Here is a 19565-nt window from a genome sequence, read left to right as displayed (position 1 = left end):
GGGGACAGCTGTTGTTTCCCAGTTTAGTTCCCTGCACCCCAGATCAATCGACCATGAGTGAAAATGACATCAACGCGGATCAATGGGCGCTGATCTATGCGTTCTGCGCCACACCATGGGTTGTCAGTTCGACATTTGCGATTTCGTTGCGTAAAGTTATTTCTCGTTGCCGAGACATCGCAACGGAACAAGCTTGATGCTTTTATCCGCTAAGATGATCTAGGTGGGAGCGGGAAAAGCTCCGAAGGGTAGTGGCGCAATTGGTAGCGCAGCGGTCTCCAAAACCGCAGGTTGCAGGTTCGAGTCCTGTCTGCCCTGCGCAGTAGCGATTTTGTCGCTCAGCGAATTACTCACGTCACGGTGTGTTGTGGTCGGTCAGGCTACGACGCACCGTGATTGTTTCAACTGGCCAAAAAAATTGAAACGAGGAAGAACGTGACCGAATCTGCTCTCAACTCTGGAAAGAGTAAGCAGAAGAAGGGCTTTTTTGCCCAAATCATGCTGTTTTTCCGTCAGGTAATCGCGGAACTTAAAAAGGTAGTCACCCCGACCCGTAGCGAATTGCTCAATTACTTCTTGGTAGTTGTCGGATTTGTTGTCGTGGTGATGCTGATCGTGACAGCCCTGGATTTCGTCTTTGGGCAAGGTTCGATCCTCCTGTTCACTAAACAGGTAGAACAGTAAGTTTAGTTGCCTCGGAGGTATAATCGCCCCCGAGGCAATTTCAGTGTCATTCAGTCAAAGAAAGCAGGAGCTGCAGTGTCCGACAAGGAACTCGAACCGCAGATTAATGACGAGGTCGAAAACGAGTTCGTTGAAGCCGACAGCGATCAGGTAGATGCAGCCGCTGAGGTTGATATCGACTCGACCGAAGCCCCAGCCGCAGATGCTGAAGATGCCCAGGTTGCTGAAGTTGAATCTGACGAAGATGCTCAGGTTGCTGAAGTTGAATCTGACGAAGATGCTCAGGTTGCTGAATCTGACGTAGAGGTTGAAGAAGCCGACGCCGAGGAATCCGGCGAAGACAAGGTTGCTCGCCTCAAGGAAGAATTCCGTTCGAAGCTGCGCCGCCTGCCTGGTGACTGGTTTGTCATCCACACCTACGCCGGCTACGAAAACCGCGTCAAGGTGAACCTGGAAACCCGTATCCAGACCCAGGACATGGAAGAGTTCATCTACGACATCCAGGTGCCGATGGAAGAAGTCGTTGAGGTCAAGAACACCCAGCGCAAGATCGTCCGCCGCGTGCGCATCCCGGGCTACGTCCTGGTTCGCATGGAGCTCACCGACGCTTCGTGGGGTGTTGTTCGACACACTCCAGGCGTCACCGGTTTCGTTGGAAACGCCCACGATCCCAACCCGCTGAACCTCGACGAAGTGTTCTCCATGCTTGAGCACACCGTGGTCGACCCAGTAGAGCAGCCATCGGCTTCCAAGCCTGGTCGTGCTCCAATCACTGAGGTCACTGTGGACTTCGAGGTTGGCGAATCGGTTATCGTCAACGATGGTCCATTCGAAACGATGCCGGCCACGATCTCGGAAATCAAGCTGGATGCAGCTCAGCTGGTGGTACTGGTTTCGATCTTCGAACGCGAAACCCCAGTGACCCTGAACTTCAACCAGGTCACCAAGATCCAGTAGTATTAAGTCTTCGTGCCCCATATCGGTCGCTTATCGATGTGAGGGCGCGTTTGGCTGTCGCGCCACGATAGCCAGATCCCCGTGCCACGCTCCTGTGCCGCGGGAAACGCAAGAGTAAGAAGGACCCGACATGGCCCCAAAGAAAAAGGTCACCGGACTCATCAAGCTGCAGATCCAGGCAGGTGCTGCTAACCCAGCTCCGCCAATTGGTCCAGCCCTTGGTCAGCACGGCGTCAACATCATGGAATTCTGCAAGGCTTACAACGCAGCGACCGAGTCGCAGCGCGGTAACGTGATTCCAGTTGAAATCACCGTCTACGAAGACCGTTCGTTCACTTTCATCACCAAGACTCCTCCTGCAGCAGAGCTGATCAAGAAGGCTGCTGGCATTGCAAAGGGTTCGGGCACTCCTCAGTCCCTGAAGGTTGCAAACCTGACCCAGGCACAGGTTGAGGAAATCGCCACCTCCAAGATGGCTGACCTGAACGCAAACGATCTGGCTGCCGCAGCCAAGATCATCGCCGGTACCGCTCGCTCCATGGGTGTGACCGTAGAAGGCTAATTCCGCCTTCCGCTGTTCACCTGGTGAAGAGCAACAAAGAATTTAATCTAAGGCGAAACGATCAGCTGATCGATTCGCCCGTGGCAGGACCGCGCGCGGTCCATATGACCACGACTGCATAAGGAGAAAACGCAGATGGCAAAGCGCAGCAAAGCATACGTAGCCGCCGCGGCTAAGATCGATGCCGACAACAACGTCTACGCTCCGGCCCAGGCAATTGCCCTGGCCAAGGAGACCGCAGGCGAGAAGACCAACTCGACCGTTGAGGTTGCTTTCCGCTTGGGTGTTGACCCACGCAAGGCTGACCAGATGGTCCGCGGTACCGTCAACCTTCCACACGGCACCGGCAAGACCGCCCGCGTGGTTGTTTTCGCTAACGGCGACAAGGCAGAAGCAGCTCGCGAAGCTGGCGCCGACTTCGTTGGCTCGGACGACCTGATCGAAAAGATCCAGGGCGGCTGGGTTGACTTCGACGCAGCAGTTGCTACCCCTGACCTGATGGGCAAGGTTGGCCGCTTGGGTAAGGTACTGGGTCCTCGTAACCTGATGCCAAACCCTAAGACCGGTACCGTAACCATGGATGTTGCCAAGGCAGTTACCGACATCAAGGGCGGCAAGATCGACTTCCGCGTCGACAAGCACTCGAACCTGCACTTCATCATTGGCAAGGTTTCGTTCGACCAGAAGCAGCTGACCGAGAACTACGCAGCAGCTCTTGAAGAGGTATTGCGCCTGAAGCCTTCGGCTTCGAAGGGCCGCTACATCTCGAAGGCCACCCTCGCAACCACCTTCGGTCCAGGCATCCCTGTTGACCCGAACGTGACCCGCGTCGAGGCCTAAGCCTAGTAGCTTAATCAATTGAGGGAGCATGCCGATTGCCGGCATGCTCCCTCAGTGTTTAACCGGCGATTCCAGCCTGTTCCGCGAAGCCCGTGTGCAGATAGGAAACCATAATTGCCGGTGATAGGCTTGGACTGCCGAGTAATTCGGACATCTGTGTATGGATCCCCCAAGGCTATACACCGATGAGGCTTAGAAGTTCCCCAAGCTTCTAGGCCCGACGGGACTTATTGCCCGTGTTCCCCAAGCGCAGGTAAATAAGTCCCGTCACCCCAAACCACTTCTAAGTGATCAGTATCATGATCCTGGGTCCAGCTTCGATTTGCTGTGCCCCGATGATCTGGCTTAGACTGGAACTACCGAAGACCGTCGGTTGAACAATTGGATTCCCAATGTTCCTAAAGGTCCGCAAGGACAACCAACGCAGGTTACATAGATTTGCTTTAACTTGAATGAGTTGAACTGCCCTGTGCTCCTGCGCGGGGCTATTTTTATGGCCTCGCCGGTTTTGAAACGGTACCGAACAAATCCCCGGAAGGAGTGTTATGGCAACCCCGAGCAAGACTGCAGCGATTGAAGAAATCACTGCGGACTTTAACGAAGCAACCGCGGCTGTCTTGACCGAATACCGTGGGCTTACCGTTGCACAGCTCAAGGATCTGCGCCGCTCGCTTGGTCAGGAGACCAAGTACGCAGTTGTGAAGAACACCTTGACCGCAATCGCAGCTAAGAACGCTGGCATCGATGCATTCGATGAGCAGCTTTCCGGCCCAACTGCTATCGCCTTCGTAAAGGGCGACGCTGTTGCTGCTGCTAAGAGCCTCACGGAATTCGCCAAGACCAACGACAAGCTGGTTATCAAGACCGGCTGGTTCGAAGGCAAGGCGCTGGACCAGAGCGGCATCGCTGCACTGGCCGCACTGGAATCCCGCGAAACCCAGCTCGCTCGCGTTGCTGCAGTACTGCAGGCTCCGGCCTCCGCTGCTGCTCGCGTCGTCGATGCACTGCGTGCAAAGCTCGAAGAGGACAACGGCGGCGCTGCTGCCGAGGAAGCTCCGGCAGAAGCCTAAGCTTTCGCGATCTCTCGCAACGTAATCCCAAATTCATTAGGCCCCCGGGCCAAAACCGAAAGGACGCCGACCATGGCGAAGCTCAGCAACGAAGAGCTGCTTTCCGCATTCAAGGAAATGACCATCATCGAGCTTTCCGAGTTCGTTAAGGAATTCGAAGAGACCTTCGACGTAACCGCTGCTGCTGTTGCAGTTGCCGGTCCTGCTGCTGGCGGCGAAGCTGCTGCAGAAGAGAAGACCGAATTCGACGTTGTTCTGGAATCGGCTGGCGACAAGAAGATCGCAGTGATCAAGGAAGTTCGCGCAATCACTTCCCTGGGCCTGAAGGAAGCCAAGGAGCTCGTTGACAGCGCTCCAAAGGCTCTGCTTGAGGGTGTTGCAAAGGACGCTGCCGAGAAGGCTAAGGAAGCTCTGGAAGCTGCCGGCGCTACCGTCACCGTTAAGTAAGTTCTGCGGTCACTCGCAACTTATTGCCAAGGGGTTCACAGGCGAAAGCCTGTGGGCCCCTTGGCCGTTAACTGGTACTTTCATCTGAATTGTTTTATAACGTTTCTATTAACAGCGTTTATTCAAGTTCAATGTATATGCTAAATAGGTGTCGAATTCTCTAGCTCCCCGGACCCATGCAACTGCGCCGAGACTTGGTCTATTGGACGCACTGCGTATCACCGCTGCTCTGATAGTGGTGTTCTACCACTACACGGCTTGGGGACATGACCACTGGGGGACCAAGGCTCCAGAATTCTGGCCGGTGCTCTCGGAATTCACCCGGTATGGCCAATTGGGAGTGCAGCTTTTCTTCTTGATTTCAGGCTTCGTGATCCTGATGTCCTTGCAGGGCAAAAACGTCATCGGATTCATCGGATCACGTGTCGGAAGGCTCTATCCAGCCTATTGGCTGGCCGTCATTGCCGCAGCAGTGCTGTCATTGAAAATCTGGCCAGCGGGCAACGACGGGCGAACCGCCAGCGATATCCTGCCAAACCTGACGATGATGCAGTCGGCCTTCAACATCCAGGACCTCGATGGCGTCTATTGGACGCTGTGGGTTGAGCTGCGCTTTTATATCCTGCTCGGCCTGCTGCTGGCCCTCGGGCTGGTCAAGAACAAGCACATTATGTGGTTGTGCGCGTTGTGGCCGGCCATTGGCCTCTATCTTCACTTCACCCAGCTGGATAAGGTTCAGGACTGGTTCGCCGGCCAATATGCCGCCCTCTTCGCCGCCGGCATGATGATGTACTTGATCTACCAAAACGGCCACACGCTCCTGCGCTGGCTGCTGCTGATTCTTGATACCGCAATCGCCGCATTCTTCACCGGAATCAAGGGCCGCTTCGATGCTGGCTATCTTTCCGGACTCGACGTTCCAGCGTGGCACTTCCAAGTGCTCGCGGTGGTTTGCGTAGCCATTTTGGCGGTATGCACGCTGACGCCGCTCAAGCACATTCAGGCACGATGGATGGCCGTTGCTGGTTCGCTGACTTTCCCGCTATACCTTTTCCACCAGCTGTGGGGCTGGTGGATCATCGAAGAACTTCATGGCGTCATGAACAAGTACGTGCTGCTCTTCGGATTGGTTGTGTTCATGCTGGGTTGGGCGTACCTGGTAGCCCGATTTGTCGAGCGGCCAGTTGGCTTGCCATTGCGCAACGCCACGATCACGACGCTGAACGTCACCTCCGAATGGGTCAAGAAGGCGATGAGCCGTCCGCCGCTATCTATTCCGGAGCCGAAATATCAGCAATCGTGGCATCAAACCCGGTAACCAGATCCTGCGGGTGAACCAGCAGCCCGTGGCCACGATCGCCGCTGCCGAGCCCGATATGCTCAGGTACCGGCTCCTCGAAAACGCTGGCATCGATGTACACCGGAAGTACCGAATGCGAGCCGAAGGGGGTAATGGTTCCGCTTTCGTAGCGCGTGACATCCCAGGCAACGCCGGAATCCGGCAGCGAGAGCTTGTTGACGCCCAGCTGGCTGCGCAATTTTGCCCAGTCCAGCTTGCGGCCTCCGGGAATCAACGCGAAAACGAAGGTGTCATCAGATTTCTTGATCACCAGGGTCTTCAACAGGTTGGCGGGCTGGATTCCCAAGGCCTCGGCCGCCTCCTCCAAGGACTTCACCTTGTCGCGCGGTACCAGCTCAATGGGGATGTTTCGGCGCGAAGCGTCGAGCGTTACTCGGGTCAATGCTTCGTCGGACTGCAACTTGTTCATTGGTTCTCCTGAGCGTCGATGTTTGCCCCAGCATAGTCATAAGGGAGTGAAGATTCCATGAGGCACGGGTGCATGTCCCGACGGGGTTCAGCCATCTGCCCACCGGACAGGGCGCGGGAACGGAACTGCTGCAAGGACTGGTCCGAAGGGGAATGAAAAATTTCGATTGCGGATGATCCGCGGGGCGCCGAAGGGTTGTCAGATGCGGCAAATTCGGTGATGTGACAAAACGCATATGGCTTCGGGCAAACAGTCATTTCGCGTGGCTGATGTGCGCGTCAAGCGTTCCACGGCAGTAGCGTATCTGCCAAGAATCTGCGGGATCAGTAGGCTAAACGCGATCAGGGGAGTAGGGCGGCGAAGCCGGGGGAGCCAGCGGTTTCTCGGGGAATTGGCATCGCTGGGGCCGGGCATAATCCAGGGGCGAAAACTATAGCACGGATTTGTGCACCGAGTATCGACAACCGGAAATTACTCCGGTAGAGTAGAAATTTGCGCCTTACTGTTTGCGCGCGCGACCTTCATATAGCGGTGGGTTCGTGCGGTCCCAAAAGAGGAACTGTCCTATGGCAGGTACCTTAGCACGGTAAGCGTTCGGAAACCTGACGGTCTTTGGAAGGATCCATCTTGGTCGCCTCGAGCAACCCTAACAACCAAACCGCTAGTTCGGCTCGCGATGCTGCATACGCTGGCCGACTTTCTTTTGCAAAGATTCACGAACCACTTGAAGTGCCTAACCTGCTGGCATTGCAGACCGAGAGCTTTGACCGCCTCGTCGGCAACCAGAACTGGGTAGAGCGTCTGGCCAAGGCAGAAGCCGCTGGCGACTTCAGCGTGCCCAACACCTCGGGCCTGGCTGAAATCTTCGAGGAAATCTCCCCGATCGAGGACTTCCAGGACACCATGTCCTTGAGCTTCTCGGAGCCGGAGTTCGCTGATCCCAAGTACTCGATTGCCGAGTGCAAGGACCGCGACGCCACTTACTCGGCACCGCTGTATGTCAAGGCCGAATTCATGAACAATGAAACCGGCGAAATCAAGCAGCAGACCGTGTTCATGGGCGATTTCCCGCTGATGAGCGAAAAGGGCACCTTCATTATCAACGGCACCGAGCGTGTCGTTGTGTCCCAGCTGGTTCGCTCCCCAGGTGCTTACTTCGAGTCCGCACCGGACAAGACCAGTGACAAGACGATTTACTCGGCACGTATCATCCCATCGCGTGGTGCATGGTTCGAGCTGGAAATCGATAAGCGCGACCAGATCGGCGTGCGCCTCGACCGCAAGCGCAAGCAGTCGGTCACCGTGCTGCTCAAGGCCCTGGGCTGGAGCGAAGAGCAGATCCTGTCCGAGTTCGGCCAGTACGATTCGATGCGCGCCACCTTGGAAAAGGACAGCATCAAGGACCAGGACGAAGCGCTGCTTGATATCTACCGCAAGCTGCGTCCAGGCGAGCCCCCAACGGTCGAGGCCGCTCAGGCACTGTTGAAGAACATGTACTTCGAGCCTAAGCGCTACGACCTGGCCAAGGTTGGCCGCTACAAGATCAACCGCAAGCTAGGTGTCGAGACCCCGGTTAACGCCGAGAATGCATCGGTGCTGGCACTTGACGATCTCGTTGCCATGATCCGCTACCTCGTTGCGCTGCACGCCGGCGAGAAGACCGTTCAGGGCACCCGCAAGGGCGAGATCGTTGACATCCCGGTCAACGTGGATGACATCGACCACTTCGGCAACCGTCGCATCCGCGCCGTGGGCGAACTGATCGAGAACCAGGTCCGCACCGGCCTGTCCCGCATGGAGCGTGTTGTGCGCGAGCGCATGACCACCCAGGACGTCGAGGCGATCACCCCGCAGACCCTGATCAACATCCGCCCTGTTGTGGCTGCCATCAAGGAGTTCTTCGGAACCTCGCAGCTCTCGCAGTTCATGGACCAGAACAACCCGCTGGCCGGCCTGACCCACAAGCGCCGCTTGTCGGCTCTGGGCCCAGGCGGCCTGTCCCGTGACCGCGCAGGCATGGAAGTTCGAGACGTTCACCCGTCGCACTACGGCCGCATGTGCCCTATTGAAACTCCCGAAGGCCCGAACATCGGTCTGATCGGTTCGTTGGCAACCTACGGCCGCATCAACGCCTTCGGTTTCATCGAAACCCCATACCGCCGCGTGTCCAACGGTGTCGTCTCCAATGAGGTCGACTACCTGACCGCAGACGACGAACTGCAGCACTACATCGCACAGGCCAACGCGCCTCTGGATGAGAACGGCCGCTTCTTGGAAGAGACCGTTCTGGTTCGTGAAAAGGGCGGTGGCGGCGAGCCTGTTATAGTCGACGCGGCTGAAGTGACCTTCATGGACGTTTCGCCTCGCCAGATGGTGTCGGTAGCTACCGCGCTGATTCCATTCCTCGAGCACGACGATGCCAACCGAGCACTGATGGGCGCCAACATGCAGCGCCAGGCTGTGCCGCTGCTGAAGTCGGAGCGCCCGCTGGTTGGTACCGGCATGGAGAAGTTCGCGGCAGTTGACGCCGGCGACTCCGTGGTGGCTTCCAAGCCAGGTGTGGTCACCGAGGTCTCGGCTGACCTTGTGGTTGTCATGAACGATGACGGCACCGAGTCGATGTACCCGATCATGAAGTTCGCACGCTCGAACCAGGGCAACGCCTACAACCAGCGCGTCCGCGTGTCCGAAGGCGATCGCCTGGAGTTCCAGTCGATCATCGCCGACGGCCCGTCCACCGACTCCGGTGAGCTGTCCCTGGGCAAGAACCTGCTCGTGGCATTCATGTCCTGGGAAGGCTACAACTACGAGGATGCGATCATCCTCTCCCAGCGCATGATCTTCGACGACGTGCTCACCTCGATCCACATCGAAGAACACGAAGTTGACGCCCGCGACACCAAGCTCGGTGCCGAGGAAATCACCCGCGACATCCCGAATGTCTCGGAAGACATCCTCTCCCAGCTTGATGACCGCGGCATCGTCTACATCGGTGCCGAGGTTGAAGCCGGCGACGTGCTGGTTGGCCGTGTCACCCCTAAGGGCGAGACCGAGCTGACCCCGGAAGAGCGCCTGCTGCGTGCCATCTTCGGCGAGAAGTCCCGCGAAGTCCGCGATACTTCGCTGAAGGTTCCGCACGGCGAGTCCGGCACCGTCATTGGTGTCCGCATCTTCGACCGCGACAACGACGATGACCTTTCCCCTGGTGTCAACCAGCTGGTCCGCGTCTACGTTGCACAGAAGCGCAAGATCTCCATCGGTGACAAGCTCGCTGGCCGCCACGGTAACAAGGGTGTTATTTCCCGCATCCTGCCACTGGAGGATATGCCATTCCTCGAGGACGGCACTCCGCTGGATATCATCCTGAACCCGCTGGGTGTGCCAGGCCGTATGAACGTCGGCCAGGTTATGGAAATCCACCTGGGCTGGGCTGCCAAGCAGGGCTGGAAGATCGAGGGCGAGCCTGAGTGGGTTCGCGATCTGCCGAACCTGCCACGCGAGTCCGGGTCCACCACCGTGGCAACTCCAGTGTTCGACGGCGCTTCGGAAGAAGAAATCCGCGGCATCCTGGATTCGACCAACAAGACCCGCGACGGGGTGCGCCTGATTGGCAACTCCGGCAAGGCGAAGCTGTTTGACGGCCGCTCCGGCGATCCGTTGCCAGATCCGATTTCCGTTGGCTACATGTACATCTTGAAGCTCCACCACCTGGTGGACGACAAGATCCACGCCCGTTCCACCGGTCCATACTCCATGATCACCCAGCAGCCATTGGGTGGTAAGGCCCAGTTCGGTGGCCAGCGCTTCGGTGAAATGGAAGTTTGGGCACTGGAGGCTTACGGCGCCGCTTACACGCTGCAGGAAATCCTGACCATCAAGTCGGATGATATCCACGGTCGCGTTAAGGTCTACGAAGCTATCGTCAAGGGCGAGAACGTTCCAGAGCCTGGTGTTCCAGAATCGTTCAAGGTGCTCATCAAGGAAATGCAGTCGCTGTGCTTGAACGTCGAGGTACTTGGTACCGACGGCAACACTATCGAAATGCGTGAGTCGGACGAGGAATCGTTCCGCGCCGCTGAAGAGCTGGGCATCGACCTTTCACGGTCGGAGCCGAACTCCGTAGAGGAAGTTTAATTTGACGCCCTGCCTGCAGTGAAGCTGCAGGCAGCGGCCGAGAATTCAACCCTCATTCGTATCGACTTCAGACACCACAGAAGAGAGAAAAGGACCATATGTCCAGCGATTCCTCATTCGGCCTCATGCGAATCAACCTTGCCACCGCGGAAGAAATCCGTGGATGGAGCTACGGCGAGGTCAAGAAGCCGGAAACCATTAACTACCGCACCCTGAAGCCGGAGAAGGACGGTCTTTTCTGCGAAAAGATCTTCGGCCCTTCCCGCGACTGGGAATGCTACTGCGGCAAGTACAAGCGCGTGCGCTTCAAGGGCATCATCTGCGAGCGTTGTGGCGTTGAGGTGACCCGTGCGAACGTTCGTCGTGAGCGCATGGGCCACATCGAGCTTGCAGCTCCAGTGACCCACATCTGGTACTTCAAGGGCGTTCCATCGCGCTTGGGCTACCTGCTTGATCTGGCTCCGAAGGACCTCGAAAAGGTCATCTACTTCGCTGCCTACATGATCACCGGTGTTGACGAGGCACGTCGCCACGCCGAAATGCCTAACCTGCAGGCCCAGCACGACCTGGAACTGCGCAACCTGGCGAACAACGCAGAAGCTGACAAGAAGGCTGTTGCAGCCGACCTGGAAGCCGAGCTGGAGCGCCTGGAAGCAGATGGCGCCAAGAACGCCGAGCTGAACAAGGCCCGTACCCTGGCCGAGAAGACCGTTCTGCAGATCGACAAGCGCGCCAAGGCCGAGGCCGAGCGCCTGCGTGCGGTCTGGGAGCGCTTCAAGGGCCTGAAGGTCGCCGACCTCGAAGGCGACGAAGGCCTGTACCGCACCATGCGCGAGAAGTACGGACTGTACTTCGAGGGCTCCATGGGTGCAGAAGCGATCCAGAAGCGCCTTGAGAACTTCGATCTGGCCGGCGAAGCTGAAGAGCTGAAGACCATCATCGAGAACGGCAAGGGCCAGAAGAAGGCCCGCGCCCTCAAGCGACTGAAGGTCGTCAACGCCTTCCTGGTCAATGGCAACTCGCCTAAGGGCATGGTGCTTGACGCCGTTCCAGTGATCCCGCCAGAACTGCGCCCAATGGTCCAGCTCGACGGTGGCCGTTTCGCCACCTCGGACCTGAACGACCTGTACCGCCGCGTGATCAACCGCAACAACCGCCTCAAGCGCCTGCTTGATCTCGGTGCGCCAGAGATCATCGTGAACAACGAAAAGCGCATGATGCAGGAGGCTGTTGACTCGCTGTTCGACAACGGCCGCCGTGGCCGTCCGGTCACCGGTCCAGGTAACCGCCCGCTGAAGTCCCTGAGCGACATGCTCAAGGGCAAGCAGGGTCGTTTCCGCCAGAACCTGCTCGGCAAGCGCGTTGACTACTCGGGCCGTTCGGTCATCGTGGTTGGCCCGCAGCTGAAGCTGCACCAGTGCGGCCTGCCTAAGCAGATGGCCCTGGAGCTCTTCAAGCCGTTCGTGATGAAGCGCCTGGTTGACCTCAACCACGCACAGAACATCAAGTCGGCCAAGCGCATGGTCGAGCGCTACCGCCCGCAGGTCTGGGACGTTCTCGAAGAGATCATCACCGAGCACCCGGTATTGCTCAACCGTGCACCAACCCTGCACCGCTTGGGCATCCAGGCCTTCGAGCCACAGCTGGTTGAAGGCAAGGCCCTTCAGCTGCACCCATTGGTTTGTGGCGCCTTCAACGCCGACTTCGACGGTGACCAGATGGCAGTCCACCTGCCGCTGAGCCCAGAAGCCCAGGCTGAAGCCCGCATCTTGATGCTGTCCTCGCACAACATCTTGAAGCCTTCCGATGGCCGCCCAGTGGCATTGCCTTCGCAGGATATGATCATCGGCTTGCACCACTTGACCACCAAGCGTGCTCATGAGATCGGCGCCGGCCGCGTGTTCTCCACGATCTCCGAGGCCATCATGGCCAAGGACCGTGGCGAGCTGCACCTGAACGCACCGATCAAGGTCCGCGTGCCGAACTTCGTTCCTTCCGAGGAGCAGCCTGCTCCTGAAGGCTGGGAGCCAGGCACCGACGCATTGCTGGAGACCTCGCTGGGTCAGGTGCTGTTCAACGACACCCTGCCAGCGGACTACCCATGGGTTGCCCGCGTCGCCGGCAAGGATGCACTCTCGGAGATCGTCAACGATCTGGCAGAGCGCTACCCGAAGATCGTCGCCGCAGCTACCCTGGACAACCTGAAGGATGCCGGTTTCTACTGGGCCACCCGCTCGGGCGTCACCGTGGCAATCTCGGACATCACCTCGAACATGGACAAGGCAGCCATCCTTGCGCCATACGAGGAACGCGCCGCCAAGGTGCAGGCTTCCTACGACAAGGGCCTGATTGCGGATACCGAACGCCGCCAGGACCTGATCGACATCTGGACCAAGGCTACCGACGAGGTTGCCGAGGCCATGAAGAACGGCATGGAAGAGTTGAACACCATTAACCGAATGGTGACTTCCAAGGCTCGTGGCAACTACCTGCAATTGCGCCAGATTGCCGGTATTCGTGGTCTGGTGTCCAACCCTAAGGGTGAAATTATTCCTCGCCCGATCAAGTCTTCCTACCGTGAAGGCCTGTCGGTTCTGGAGTACTTCATCGCGACCCACGGTGCGCGTAAGGGCCTGGCCGATACCGCACTGAAGACCGCAAACTCGGGTTACCTGACCCGTCGCCTGGTCGACGTGTCGCAGGATGTCATCGTTCGCGAAGAGGACTGCGGCACCAAGCGCGGCTTGACCGTTGCCATTGCGGATAACTCCGCGGGCATTCGCGTCAAGCACGAAACCGTTGAGAACTCGGCTTACACCCGTACGCTGGCCGCCGACGTCAAGGACGCCGAAGGCACCGTACTGGCAACCGCCGGTTCCGATGTGGGCGACGTGCTGATCGAGTCGCTGTACAACGCAGGCGTGGATGAAATCCGCGTTCGCTCCGTGCTGACCTGCGACTCGGCTGTTGGAACCTGTGCACTGTGCTACGGCCGTTCGCTGGCCAGCGGCAAGACCGTGGACATCGGCGAGGCTGTTGGCATTATCGCCGCACAGTCCATCGGCGAACCTGGTACCCAGCTGACCATGCGTACCTTCCACACCGGTGGTGTGGCATCGGCTGACGATATCACCCAGGGTCTGCCTCGTATCCAGGAACTGTTCGAAGCCCGTACCCCTAAGGGTGTGGCTCCGATGTCCGAGGTCACCGGTCGCGTGTCGATCGAGGACGACGAGAAGCAGCTGCGTGTTGTGGTCACCCCGGACAACGGCGACGAGAAGCAGGCCTACCCGGTTCTGCGTCGTGCTCGCCTGTTGGTCGAGGAAGGCCAGAACATTGTTGCCGGTACCCAGCTCACCAGCGGTACCTTGGATCCGAAGCAGGTTCTTCGAGTCCTCGGCCCACGTGAAGCACAGAAGTTCCTGGTCCGCGAAGTCCAGGATGTGTACCAGTCCCAGGGTGTAGGCATCCACGATAAGCACGTGGAAGTCATCGTCCGCCAGATGCTGCGTCGCGTCACCGTGATCGAGTCCGGCGAGACCGAGTTGCTGCCAGGCGAGTTGGCCGACCGTTCGCGCTTCACCGCTGCGAACCGCAAGGCTGTCACCGAAGGCAAGCGTCCAGCTGCCGGTCGTGACGAGATGATGGGTATTACCAAGGCATCGCTGGCTACGGACTCGTGGCTGTCGGCTGCTTCCTTCCAGGAAACCACTCGCGTCCTGACCCAGGCCGCGATGGAAGGCAAGGAAGATCCGCTGCGCGGCCTGAAGGAGAACGTGATCATCGGTAAGCTGATCCCGGCCGGTACCGGCCTGGATCGCTACACCCAGGTCAACGTCGAGCCAACCGATGAGGCAAAGGCAACTTTGTTCACCGGCACCTCGGCCTTCTCCTCGGGTCTGTACGACGATGCGCTGGAAGGCGGGCTGTCGCCTGAATTCCGTGCCATCTCGATGGACGACTACGACCACGGTTCGGACTTCCGCTAAATTCGGAAAGAACACCGCTAGGTAGTTGACCCAGCGCCTGCCCGCACGAAAGTGCGGGCAGGCGCTGGGCGTTTAACCGCTGCCCGCCAGGCTCGGGCAGGGAAACTCGCAATGCGGCCGGCAGCAATGCGCGATCATCCCTCGAAATAGTCGAAAAAACATCTGGGGGATAAGACAACTAGAGATTAAGTCGCAGGCACGGCGCCGGGGAAGGGGTGCTGCCCAACGGGTTCATCTGCCCTTCGCCTGGGCGTCGGCAACTGTTCGGCAGGGCGCGATAGCCTGAAGATGCGGGATTGCCGAGCCGGCGCAGGGCGGGGTAGCCCGGGGCAACCACGGTGATCTCGGTTACTGGAGATGGTTGGCCAGCGGATTAATGCTAGACTGAAATCAATTGTTTTATGTGTGGCAAAATGGACTCAGTCCGGGTTGCGGGTAGGTTGCGCAACGAATGCCACACTTTCGCACGCCTAGGGACTTTTAGATCCTGGTTGAGCGGTAAAGCAAGCAGCTAGCTCCACGAAGGAAGCACCGAAACTCTACTAGGCAACAGTGCTTATGACGTGGTGCCGACAAACTTAGACAATGGAAGGACACGAAAGTGCCTACTATTCAGCAGCTGGTCCGCAAGGGCCGCTCGCCTAAGGTCGTCAAGACCAAGGCCCCTGCCCTGAAGGGCAACCCAATGCGCCGTGGCGTATGCACCCGTGTGTACACCACCACCCCGAAGAAGCCAAACTCGGCTCTGCGTAAGGTCGCACGTGTGCGCCTTGCCGGTGGCGTCGAAGTGACCGCTTACATTCCAGGTGTCGGACACAACCTGCAGGAACACTCCATCGTGCTCGTTCGCGGTGGTCGTGTAAAGGACCTTCCAGGTGTTCGCTACAAGATTGTACGTGGTGCTCTGGATACCCAGGGTGTGAAGGATCGTAAGCAGGCTCGTTCCCGCTACGGTGCAAAGAAGGATGGTAAGTAATGCCTCGTAAGGGTCCGGCGCCAAAGCGCCCACTAGTTTCTGATCCAGTCTTCGAATCCCCATTGGTCACCCAGCTGATCAACAAGGTTCTCGTAGACGGCAAGAAGTCCACTGCAGAGCGCATTGTTTACGGTGCACTCGAAGGTGCCGCTGCAAAGTCCGGTACCGACGCTGTTTCGACCCTCAAGAAGGCCATGGACAACATCCGTCCAGCCCTTGAGGTTCGTTCCCGCCGTGTCGGTGGCGCGACCTACCAGGTTCCTGTTGAGGTCAAGCCAGGCCGTGCAACCGCACTGGCATTGCGCTGGTTGGTTGGCTACTCGAAGGCTCGCCGCGAGAAGACCATGATCGAACGTTTGATGAACGAGATCCTGGATGCATCGAACGGTCTGGGTGCCGCTGTGAAGCGTCGCGAAGACACTCACAAGATGGCCGAGTCCAACAAGGCCTTCGCACACTACCGCTGGTAAGAAATGCTTGAACATGCTGGGCATCAACCGATGCCCAGCAGTTCCGGCCTCACCTTTTAGGGAGACAACGTGGCACAGGACGTGCTTACTGACCTGAACAAGGTCCGCAATATCGGCATCATGGCCCACATCGATGCCGGTAAGACCACTACTACTGAGCGCATCCTTTTCTACACGGGTGTGAACCACAAGCTCGGTGAGACCCACGACGGTGCGTCGACCACCGACTGGATGGAGCAGGAAAAGGAACGCGGTATCACCATTACCTCCGCGGCCGTGACTTGCTTCTGGAACAAGAACCAGATCAACATCATCGATACCCCTGGCCACGTTGACTTCACCGTTGAGGTGGAGCGTTCGCTTCGCGTGCTCGATGGCGCCGTTGCCGTATTCGATGGCAAGGAAGGCGTTGAGCCTCAGTCTGAGACCGTTTGGCGCCAGGCTGACAAGTACGACGTTCCTCGTATCTGCTTCGTCAACAAGATGGACAAGCTGGGTGCCGACTTCTACTTCACCGTAGATACCATCATCCAGCGCCTTGGCGCCAAGCCGCTGGTCATGCAGCTGCCAATCGGCTCCGAGTCCGAGTTCACCGGTGTCGTTGACCTGCTGTCCATGAAGGCATTCGTTTGGGAAGGCGACGCCAAGGGCGACGTCACCATGGGTGCTGCTTACGAAACCCGCGAAATCCCTGCCGACTTGGTTGAGCGTGCTGAAGAGTACCGCGCCAAGCTGGTTGAAGATGTCGCTGAGGCTTCCGAAGAGCTCATGGAGAAGTACCTCGAAGGTGAAGAAATCTCCGTTGAGGAACTGAAGGCTGGCATCCGCAAGCTGACCGTGAACTCGGAAGCCTACCCAGTATTCTGTGGTTCGGCCTTCAAGAACCGCGGCGTTCAGCCAATGCTGGATGCAGTTATCGACTTCCTGCCAAACCCACTGGACGTTGGCGCCACCATCGGTCACGATCCGAAGGATGAAGAAGTTGAGCTGACCCGCGAGCCTTCGGAGGACGCACCGTTCTCGGCACTTGCGTTCAAGATCGCCGCTCACCCGTTCTTCGGCCAGTTGAACTTCATCCGCGTTTACTCCGGCAAGGCAGAGTCCGGCGCACAGCTGCTGAACTCCACCAAGGGCAAGAAGGAACGCGTAGGCAAGCTCTTCCAGATGCACTCCAACAAGGAGAATCCGGTAGAGGAGATCCACGCAGGTCACATCTACGCAGTGATCGGCCTAAAGGCTACCACCACCGGTGACACCCTGTGTGATCCAGCCCACCCAATCGTTCTCGAATCGATGACCTTCCCGGATCCAGTGATCTCCGTGGCCATCGAACCAAAGACCAAGGGTGACCAGGAAAAGCTGTCGACCGCTATCCAGAAGCTGTCGGCAGAAGATCCAACCTTCACCGTGTCCCTGAACGAAGACACCGGCCAGACCGTCATCGGCGGCATGGGCGAGCTTCACTTGGACATCCTGGTTGACCGCATGAAGCGCGAATTCCGCGTGGAAGCAAACGTTGGTAAGCCACAGGTTGCATACCGCGAAACCATCAAGAAGGCTGTGGAGAAGGTTGACTTCACCCACAAGAAGCAGACCGGTGGTTCGGGTCAGTTTGCAAAGGTCCAGGTCTCGTTCGAGCCTCTGGAAGTTGTTGACGGCGTAACCTACGAGTTCAAGAACGCCGTGACCGGTGGTCGTGTTCCTCGTGAGTACATCCCATCCGTGGACGCTGGTATCCAGGACGCAATGCAGTACGGTATCCTCGCAGGCTACCCACTGGTTGGTGTCAAGGCTACCCTCATCGATGGTGCTTACCACGACGTTGACTCCTCGGAAATGGCCTTCAAGATCGCTGGTTCGCAGGTATTCAAGGAAGGCGCACGCCGCGCTAACCCTGTTCTGCTTGAACCACTGATGGCTGTTGAAGTTCGTACCCCGGAAGAGTACATGGGCGACGTTATCGGCGACCTGAACTCCCGTCGTGGTTCGATCACCGAGATGTCCGACGCTGCGGGTGTCAAGGTCATTCGTGCAGGCGTGCCGCTGTCTGAGATGTTCGGTTACATTGGTGACCTGCGTTCGAAGACCCAGGGCCGTGCTGTTTACTCGATGACTTTCGACAGCTACTCCGAGGTCCCGAAGGCAGTTGCCGACGAGATCATCCAGAAGTCCCGCGGCGAATAATCGCTTCGGAACCAAAACTTGGCCGTGACCCCCATTGTGGGGAAGTGGCCGATCGCGGAGCCGGCTTCAACGCCATTGAGGCCGGCCCCGCAAACGGCCAACGAGGGATTTGCATCACATGCAGGGCCCGCAGAGGACCGAAATTTCCAAAATTATCCACGCCCCCAGTAGACTAATTGAAGTTCGTTTGCGAACCGCGCAGACGAAAAAAGTCTTCTGTAAATGTTTCTAGGAGGAACTTGTGGCAAAGGCAAAGTTCGAGCGCAACAAGCCGCACGTCAACATTGGTACCATCGGTCACGTTGACCACGGTAAGACCACTCTGACCGCAGCTATCTCCAAGGTTCTGGCTGAAAAGTACCCAGACCTGAACGAAAAGCGCGACTTCGCTAACATCGACTCGGCTCCAGAAGAGCGCCAGCGCGGTATTACCATCAATATCTCGCACATCGAGTACCAGACCGAGAAGCGTCACTACGCACACGTTGACGCTCCAGGTCACGCTGACTATGTCAAGAACATGATCACCGGTGCTGCTCAGATGGACGGCGCAATCCTCGTGGTTGCTGCTACCGATGGTCCAATGGCTCAGACCCGCGAGCACGTTCTGCTGGCCCGCCAGGTTGGTGTTCCAACCCTGATGGTCGCACTGAACAAGTCCGACATGGTCGACGACGAAGAGCTGCTCGAGCTCGTGGAGATGGAAGTTCGCGAACTTCTGTCCTCCCAGGGCTTCGATGGCGACGACGCACCAGTTGTTCGCGTTTCCGGCCTGAAGGCTCTGGAAGGCGACGAGAAGTGGGTTGCAGCTGTTGAGGAACTGATGGAAGCTGTTGACACCTTCATTCCGGACCCAGTACGTGACCGTGACAAGCCATTCCTGATGCCTATCGAGGATGTCTTCACCATCACCGGTCGCGGTACCGTTGTAACCGGTCGCGCCGAGCGTGGCACCCTTGCCATCAACTCGGAAGTTGAGATTGTTGGCATCCGCCCAATCCAGAAGACCACCGTTACCGGTATCGAGATGTTCCACAAGCAGCTCGACGAAGCATGGGCAGGCGAGAACTGTGGTCTGCTGCTTCGCGGTCTGAAGCGCGACGATGTTGAGCGTGGCCAGGTTGTCGTAGCCCCAGGCTCGATCACCCCACACACCAACTTCGATGCAAACGTCTACATCCTGTCGAAGGACGAAGGCGGACGTCACAACCCGTTCTACTCGAACTACCGTCCGCAGTTCTACTTCCGCACCACCGACGTAACCGGCGTTATCACCCTCCCAGAGGGCACCGAAATGGTTATGCCTGGCGACAACACCGAAATGTCGGTTGAGCTGATCCAGCCAATCGCTATGGAAGAGGGCCTCGGCTTCGCAATTCGCGAAGGCGGCCGCACCGTTGGTTCGGGCAAGGTCACCGCAATCACCAAGTAGTCATTACTTGATGATCTAGATCCATAGAGATCTGAGAATTCCCCCGGCGCT

The 19565-nt window shown here is 57.9% G+C and carries 15 protein-coding genes and 1 tRNA gene; 15 read left to right on the top strand and 1 reads right to left on the bottom strand.

Going from position 1 to position 19565, the window contains the following annotated elements; all coding sequences use genetic code 11:
• Nucleotides 1-53: 53 nt before the first annotated feature.
• The 9 genes from H6F58_RS18005 (at nucleotide 54) to H6F58_RS15410 (ending at nucleotide 5878) form a co-directional block, all read left to right on the top strand.
• Nucleotides 54-197, top strand: a complete 144-nt coding sequence (locus tag H6F58_RS18005; RefSeq protein ID WP_171918772.1) for a hypothetical protein — start codon at nucleotides 54-56, stop codon at nucleotides 195-197.
• A 48-nt stretch (nucleotides 198-245) separates the two neighbouring features.
• Nucleotides 246-318 (top strand) — tRNA-Trp (locus H6F58_RS15445).
• A gap of 117 nt (nucleotides 319-435) precedes the next feature.
• Nucleotides 436-684 carry a preprotein translocase subunit SecE gene (gene secE / locus H6F58_RS15440; protein ID WP_060702235.1) on the top strand — a complete coding sequence of 83 codons (249 nt, stop codon included), beginning with the start codon at nucleotides 436-438 and terminating at the stop codon, nucleotides 682-684.
• 75 nt (nucleotides 685-759) lie between these two features.
• Nucleotides 760-1641: a transcription termination/antitermination protein NusG gene (gene nusG / locus H6F58_RS15435; protein WP_195182101.1), complete on the top strand. Its 882-nt coding sequence runs from the start codon at nucleotides 760-762 to the stop codon at nucleotides 1639-1641.
• A 130-nt stretch (nucleotides 1642-1771) separates the two neighbouring features.
• Complete coding sequence (gene rplK, locus H6F58_RS15430; protein ID WP_060702233.1) at nucleotides 1772-2203, top strand: 50S ribosomal protein L11; 432 nt, start codon at nucleotides 1772-1774, stop codon at nucleotides 2201-2203.
• Nucleotides 2204-2338: 135 nt separating this feature from the next.
• Entirely contained in the window at nucleotides 2339-3043 is a 705-nt protein-coding gene (rplA, locus tag H6F58_RS15425; RefSeq protein ID WP_060702232.1) for a 50S ribosomal protein L1, read from the top strand.
• 545 nt (nucleotides 3044-3588) lie between these two features.
• A complete protein-coding gene (gene rplJ, locus H6F58_RS15420) occupies nucleotides 3589-4113 on the top strand; it encodes a 50S ribosomal protein L10 (protein ID WP_060702231.1) in 525 nt (174 codons plus the stop codon).
• A gap of 72 nt (nucleotides 4114-4185) precedes the next feature.
• Nucleotides 4186-4560 (top strand): 50S ribosomal protein L7/L12, encoded by a 375-nt coding sequence (gene rplL / locus H6F58_RS15415; RefSeq protein WP_060702230.1) that lies wholly within the window; start codon nucleotides 4186-4188, stop codon nucleotides 4558-4560.
• A 202-nt stretch (nucleotides 4561-4762) separates the two neighbouring features.
• Nucleotides 4763-5878: an acyltransferase gene (locus tag H6F58_RS15410; RefSeq protein WP_206693744.1), complete on the top strand. Its 1116-nt coding sequence runs from the start codon at nucleotides 4763-4765 to the stop codon at nucleotides 5876-5878.
• On the opposite strand, the gene H6F58_RS15405 is transcribed toward H6F58_RS15410, so the two are convergent.
• Nucleotides 5832-6329 (bottom strand): YbaK/EbsC family protein, encoded by a 498-nt coding sequence (locus tag H6F58_RS15405; RefSeq protein WP_060702228.1) that lies wholly within the window; start codon nucleotides 6327-6329, stop codon nucleotides 5832-5834. The two genes, H6F58_RS15410 and H6F58_RS15405, sit on opposite strands and share 47 nt — an antisense overlap.
• Before the next feature lie 627 nt (nucleotides 6330-6956).
• Between H6F58_RS15405 and H6F58_RS15400 the strand changes: the two genes are divergently transcribed.
• The 6 genes from H6F58_RS15400 (at nucleotide 6957) to tuf (ending at nucleotide 19514) form a co-directional block, all read left to right on the top strand.
• Nucleotides 6957-10463 carry a DNA-directed RNA polymerase subunit beta gene (locus tag H6F58_RS15400; protein WP_146275732.1) on the top strand — a complete coding sequence of 1169 codons (3507 nt, stop codon included), beginning with the start codon at nucleotides 6957-6959 and terminating at the stop codon, nucleotides 10461-10463.
• Between the two features lie 98 nt (nucleotides 10464-10561).
• Entirely contained in the window at nucleotides 10562-14452 is a 3891-nt protein-coding gene (locus H6F58_RS15395; protein WP_060702227.1) for a DNA-directed RNA polymerase subunit beta', read from the top strand.
• A gap of 601 nt (nucleotides 14453-15053) precedes the next feature.
• The gene (rpsL, locus tag H6F58_RS15390; protein ID WP_013349694.1) at nucleotides 15054-15428 is read left to right on the top strand and encodes a 30S ribosomal protein S12; all 375 of its coding nucleotides are present in this window, start codon (nucleotides 15054-15056) and stop codon (nucleotides 15426-15428) included.
• On the top strand, nucleotides 15428-15898 hold the full coding sequence (rpsG, locus tag H6F58_RS15385) for a 30S ribosomal protein S7 (protein ID WP_022874142.1): 471 nt from the start codon (nucleotides 15428-15430) through the stop codon (nucleotides 15896-15898). The genes rpsL and rpsG overlap by 1 nt, the downstream gene beginning before the upstream one ends.
• A 69-nt stretch (nucleotides 15899-15967) precedes the next feature.
• Nucleotides 15968-18082, top strand: a complete 2115-nt coding sequence (fusA, locus tag H6F58_RS15380; protein ID WP_146275731.1) for an elongation factor G — start codon at nucleotides 15968-15970, stop codon at nucleotides 18080-18082.
• 241 nt (nucleotides 18083-18323) lie between these two features.
• Entirely contained in the window at nucleotides 18324-19514 is a 1191-nt protein-coding gene (gene tuf, locus H6F58_RS15375) for an elongation factor Tu (protein WP_060702225.1), read from the top strand.
• Nucleotides 19515-19565 lie beyond the last annotated feature (51 nt).

It is taken from the genome of Glutamicibacter sp. FBE19 (genome assembly GCF_015524875.1).
In the GTDB taxonomy this organism is placed as follows: domain Bacteria; phylum Actinomycetota; class Actinomycetes; order Actinomycetales; family Micrococcaceae; genus Glutamicibacter; species Glutamicibacter halophytocola.
The sequence above is the reverse complement of the archived record's forward strand: the minus strand, read 5'-3'. Positions and strand labels throughout refer to the sequence as shown.

Coding starts and splice junctions, on each gene's coding strand:
- H6F58_RS15405 (WP_060702228.1), bottom strand. CDS start 6,329: ATGAACAAGTTGCAGTCCGACGAAGCATTGACCCGAGTAACGCTCGAC.
- H6F58_RS18005 (WP_171918772.1), top strand. CDS start 54: ATGAGTGAAAATGACATCAACGCGGATCAATGGGCGCTGATCTATGCG.
- rplA (WP_060702232.1), top strand. CDS start 2,339: ATGGCAAAGCGCAGCAAAGCATACGTAGCCGCCGCGGCTAAGATCGAT.
- H6F58_RS15395 (WP_060702227.1), top strand. CDS start 10,562: ATGTCCAGCGATTCCTCATTCGGCCTCATGCGAATCAACCTTGCCACC.
- rplK (WP_060702233.1), top strand. CDS start 1,772: ATGGCCCCAAAGAAAAAGGTCACCGGACTCATCAAGCTGCAGATCCAG.
- rplL (WP_060702230.1), top strand. CDS start 4,186: ATGGCGAAGCTCAGCAACGAAGAGCTGCTTTCCGCATTCAAGGAAATG.
- rpsG (WP_022874142.1), top strand. CDS start 15,428: ATGCCTCGTAAGGGTCCGGCGCCAAAGCGCCCACTAGTTTCTGATCCA.
- rplJ (WP_060702231.1), top strand. CDS start 3,589: ATGGCAACCCCGAGCAAGACTGCAGCGATTGAAGAAATCACTGCGGAC.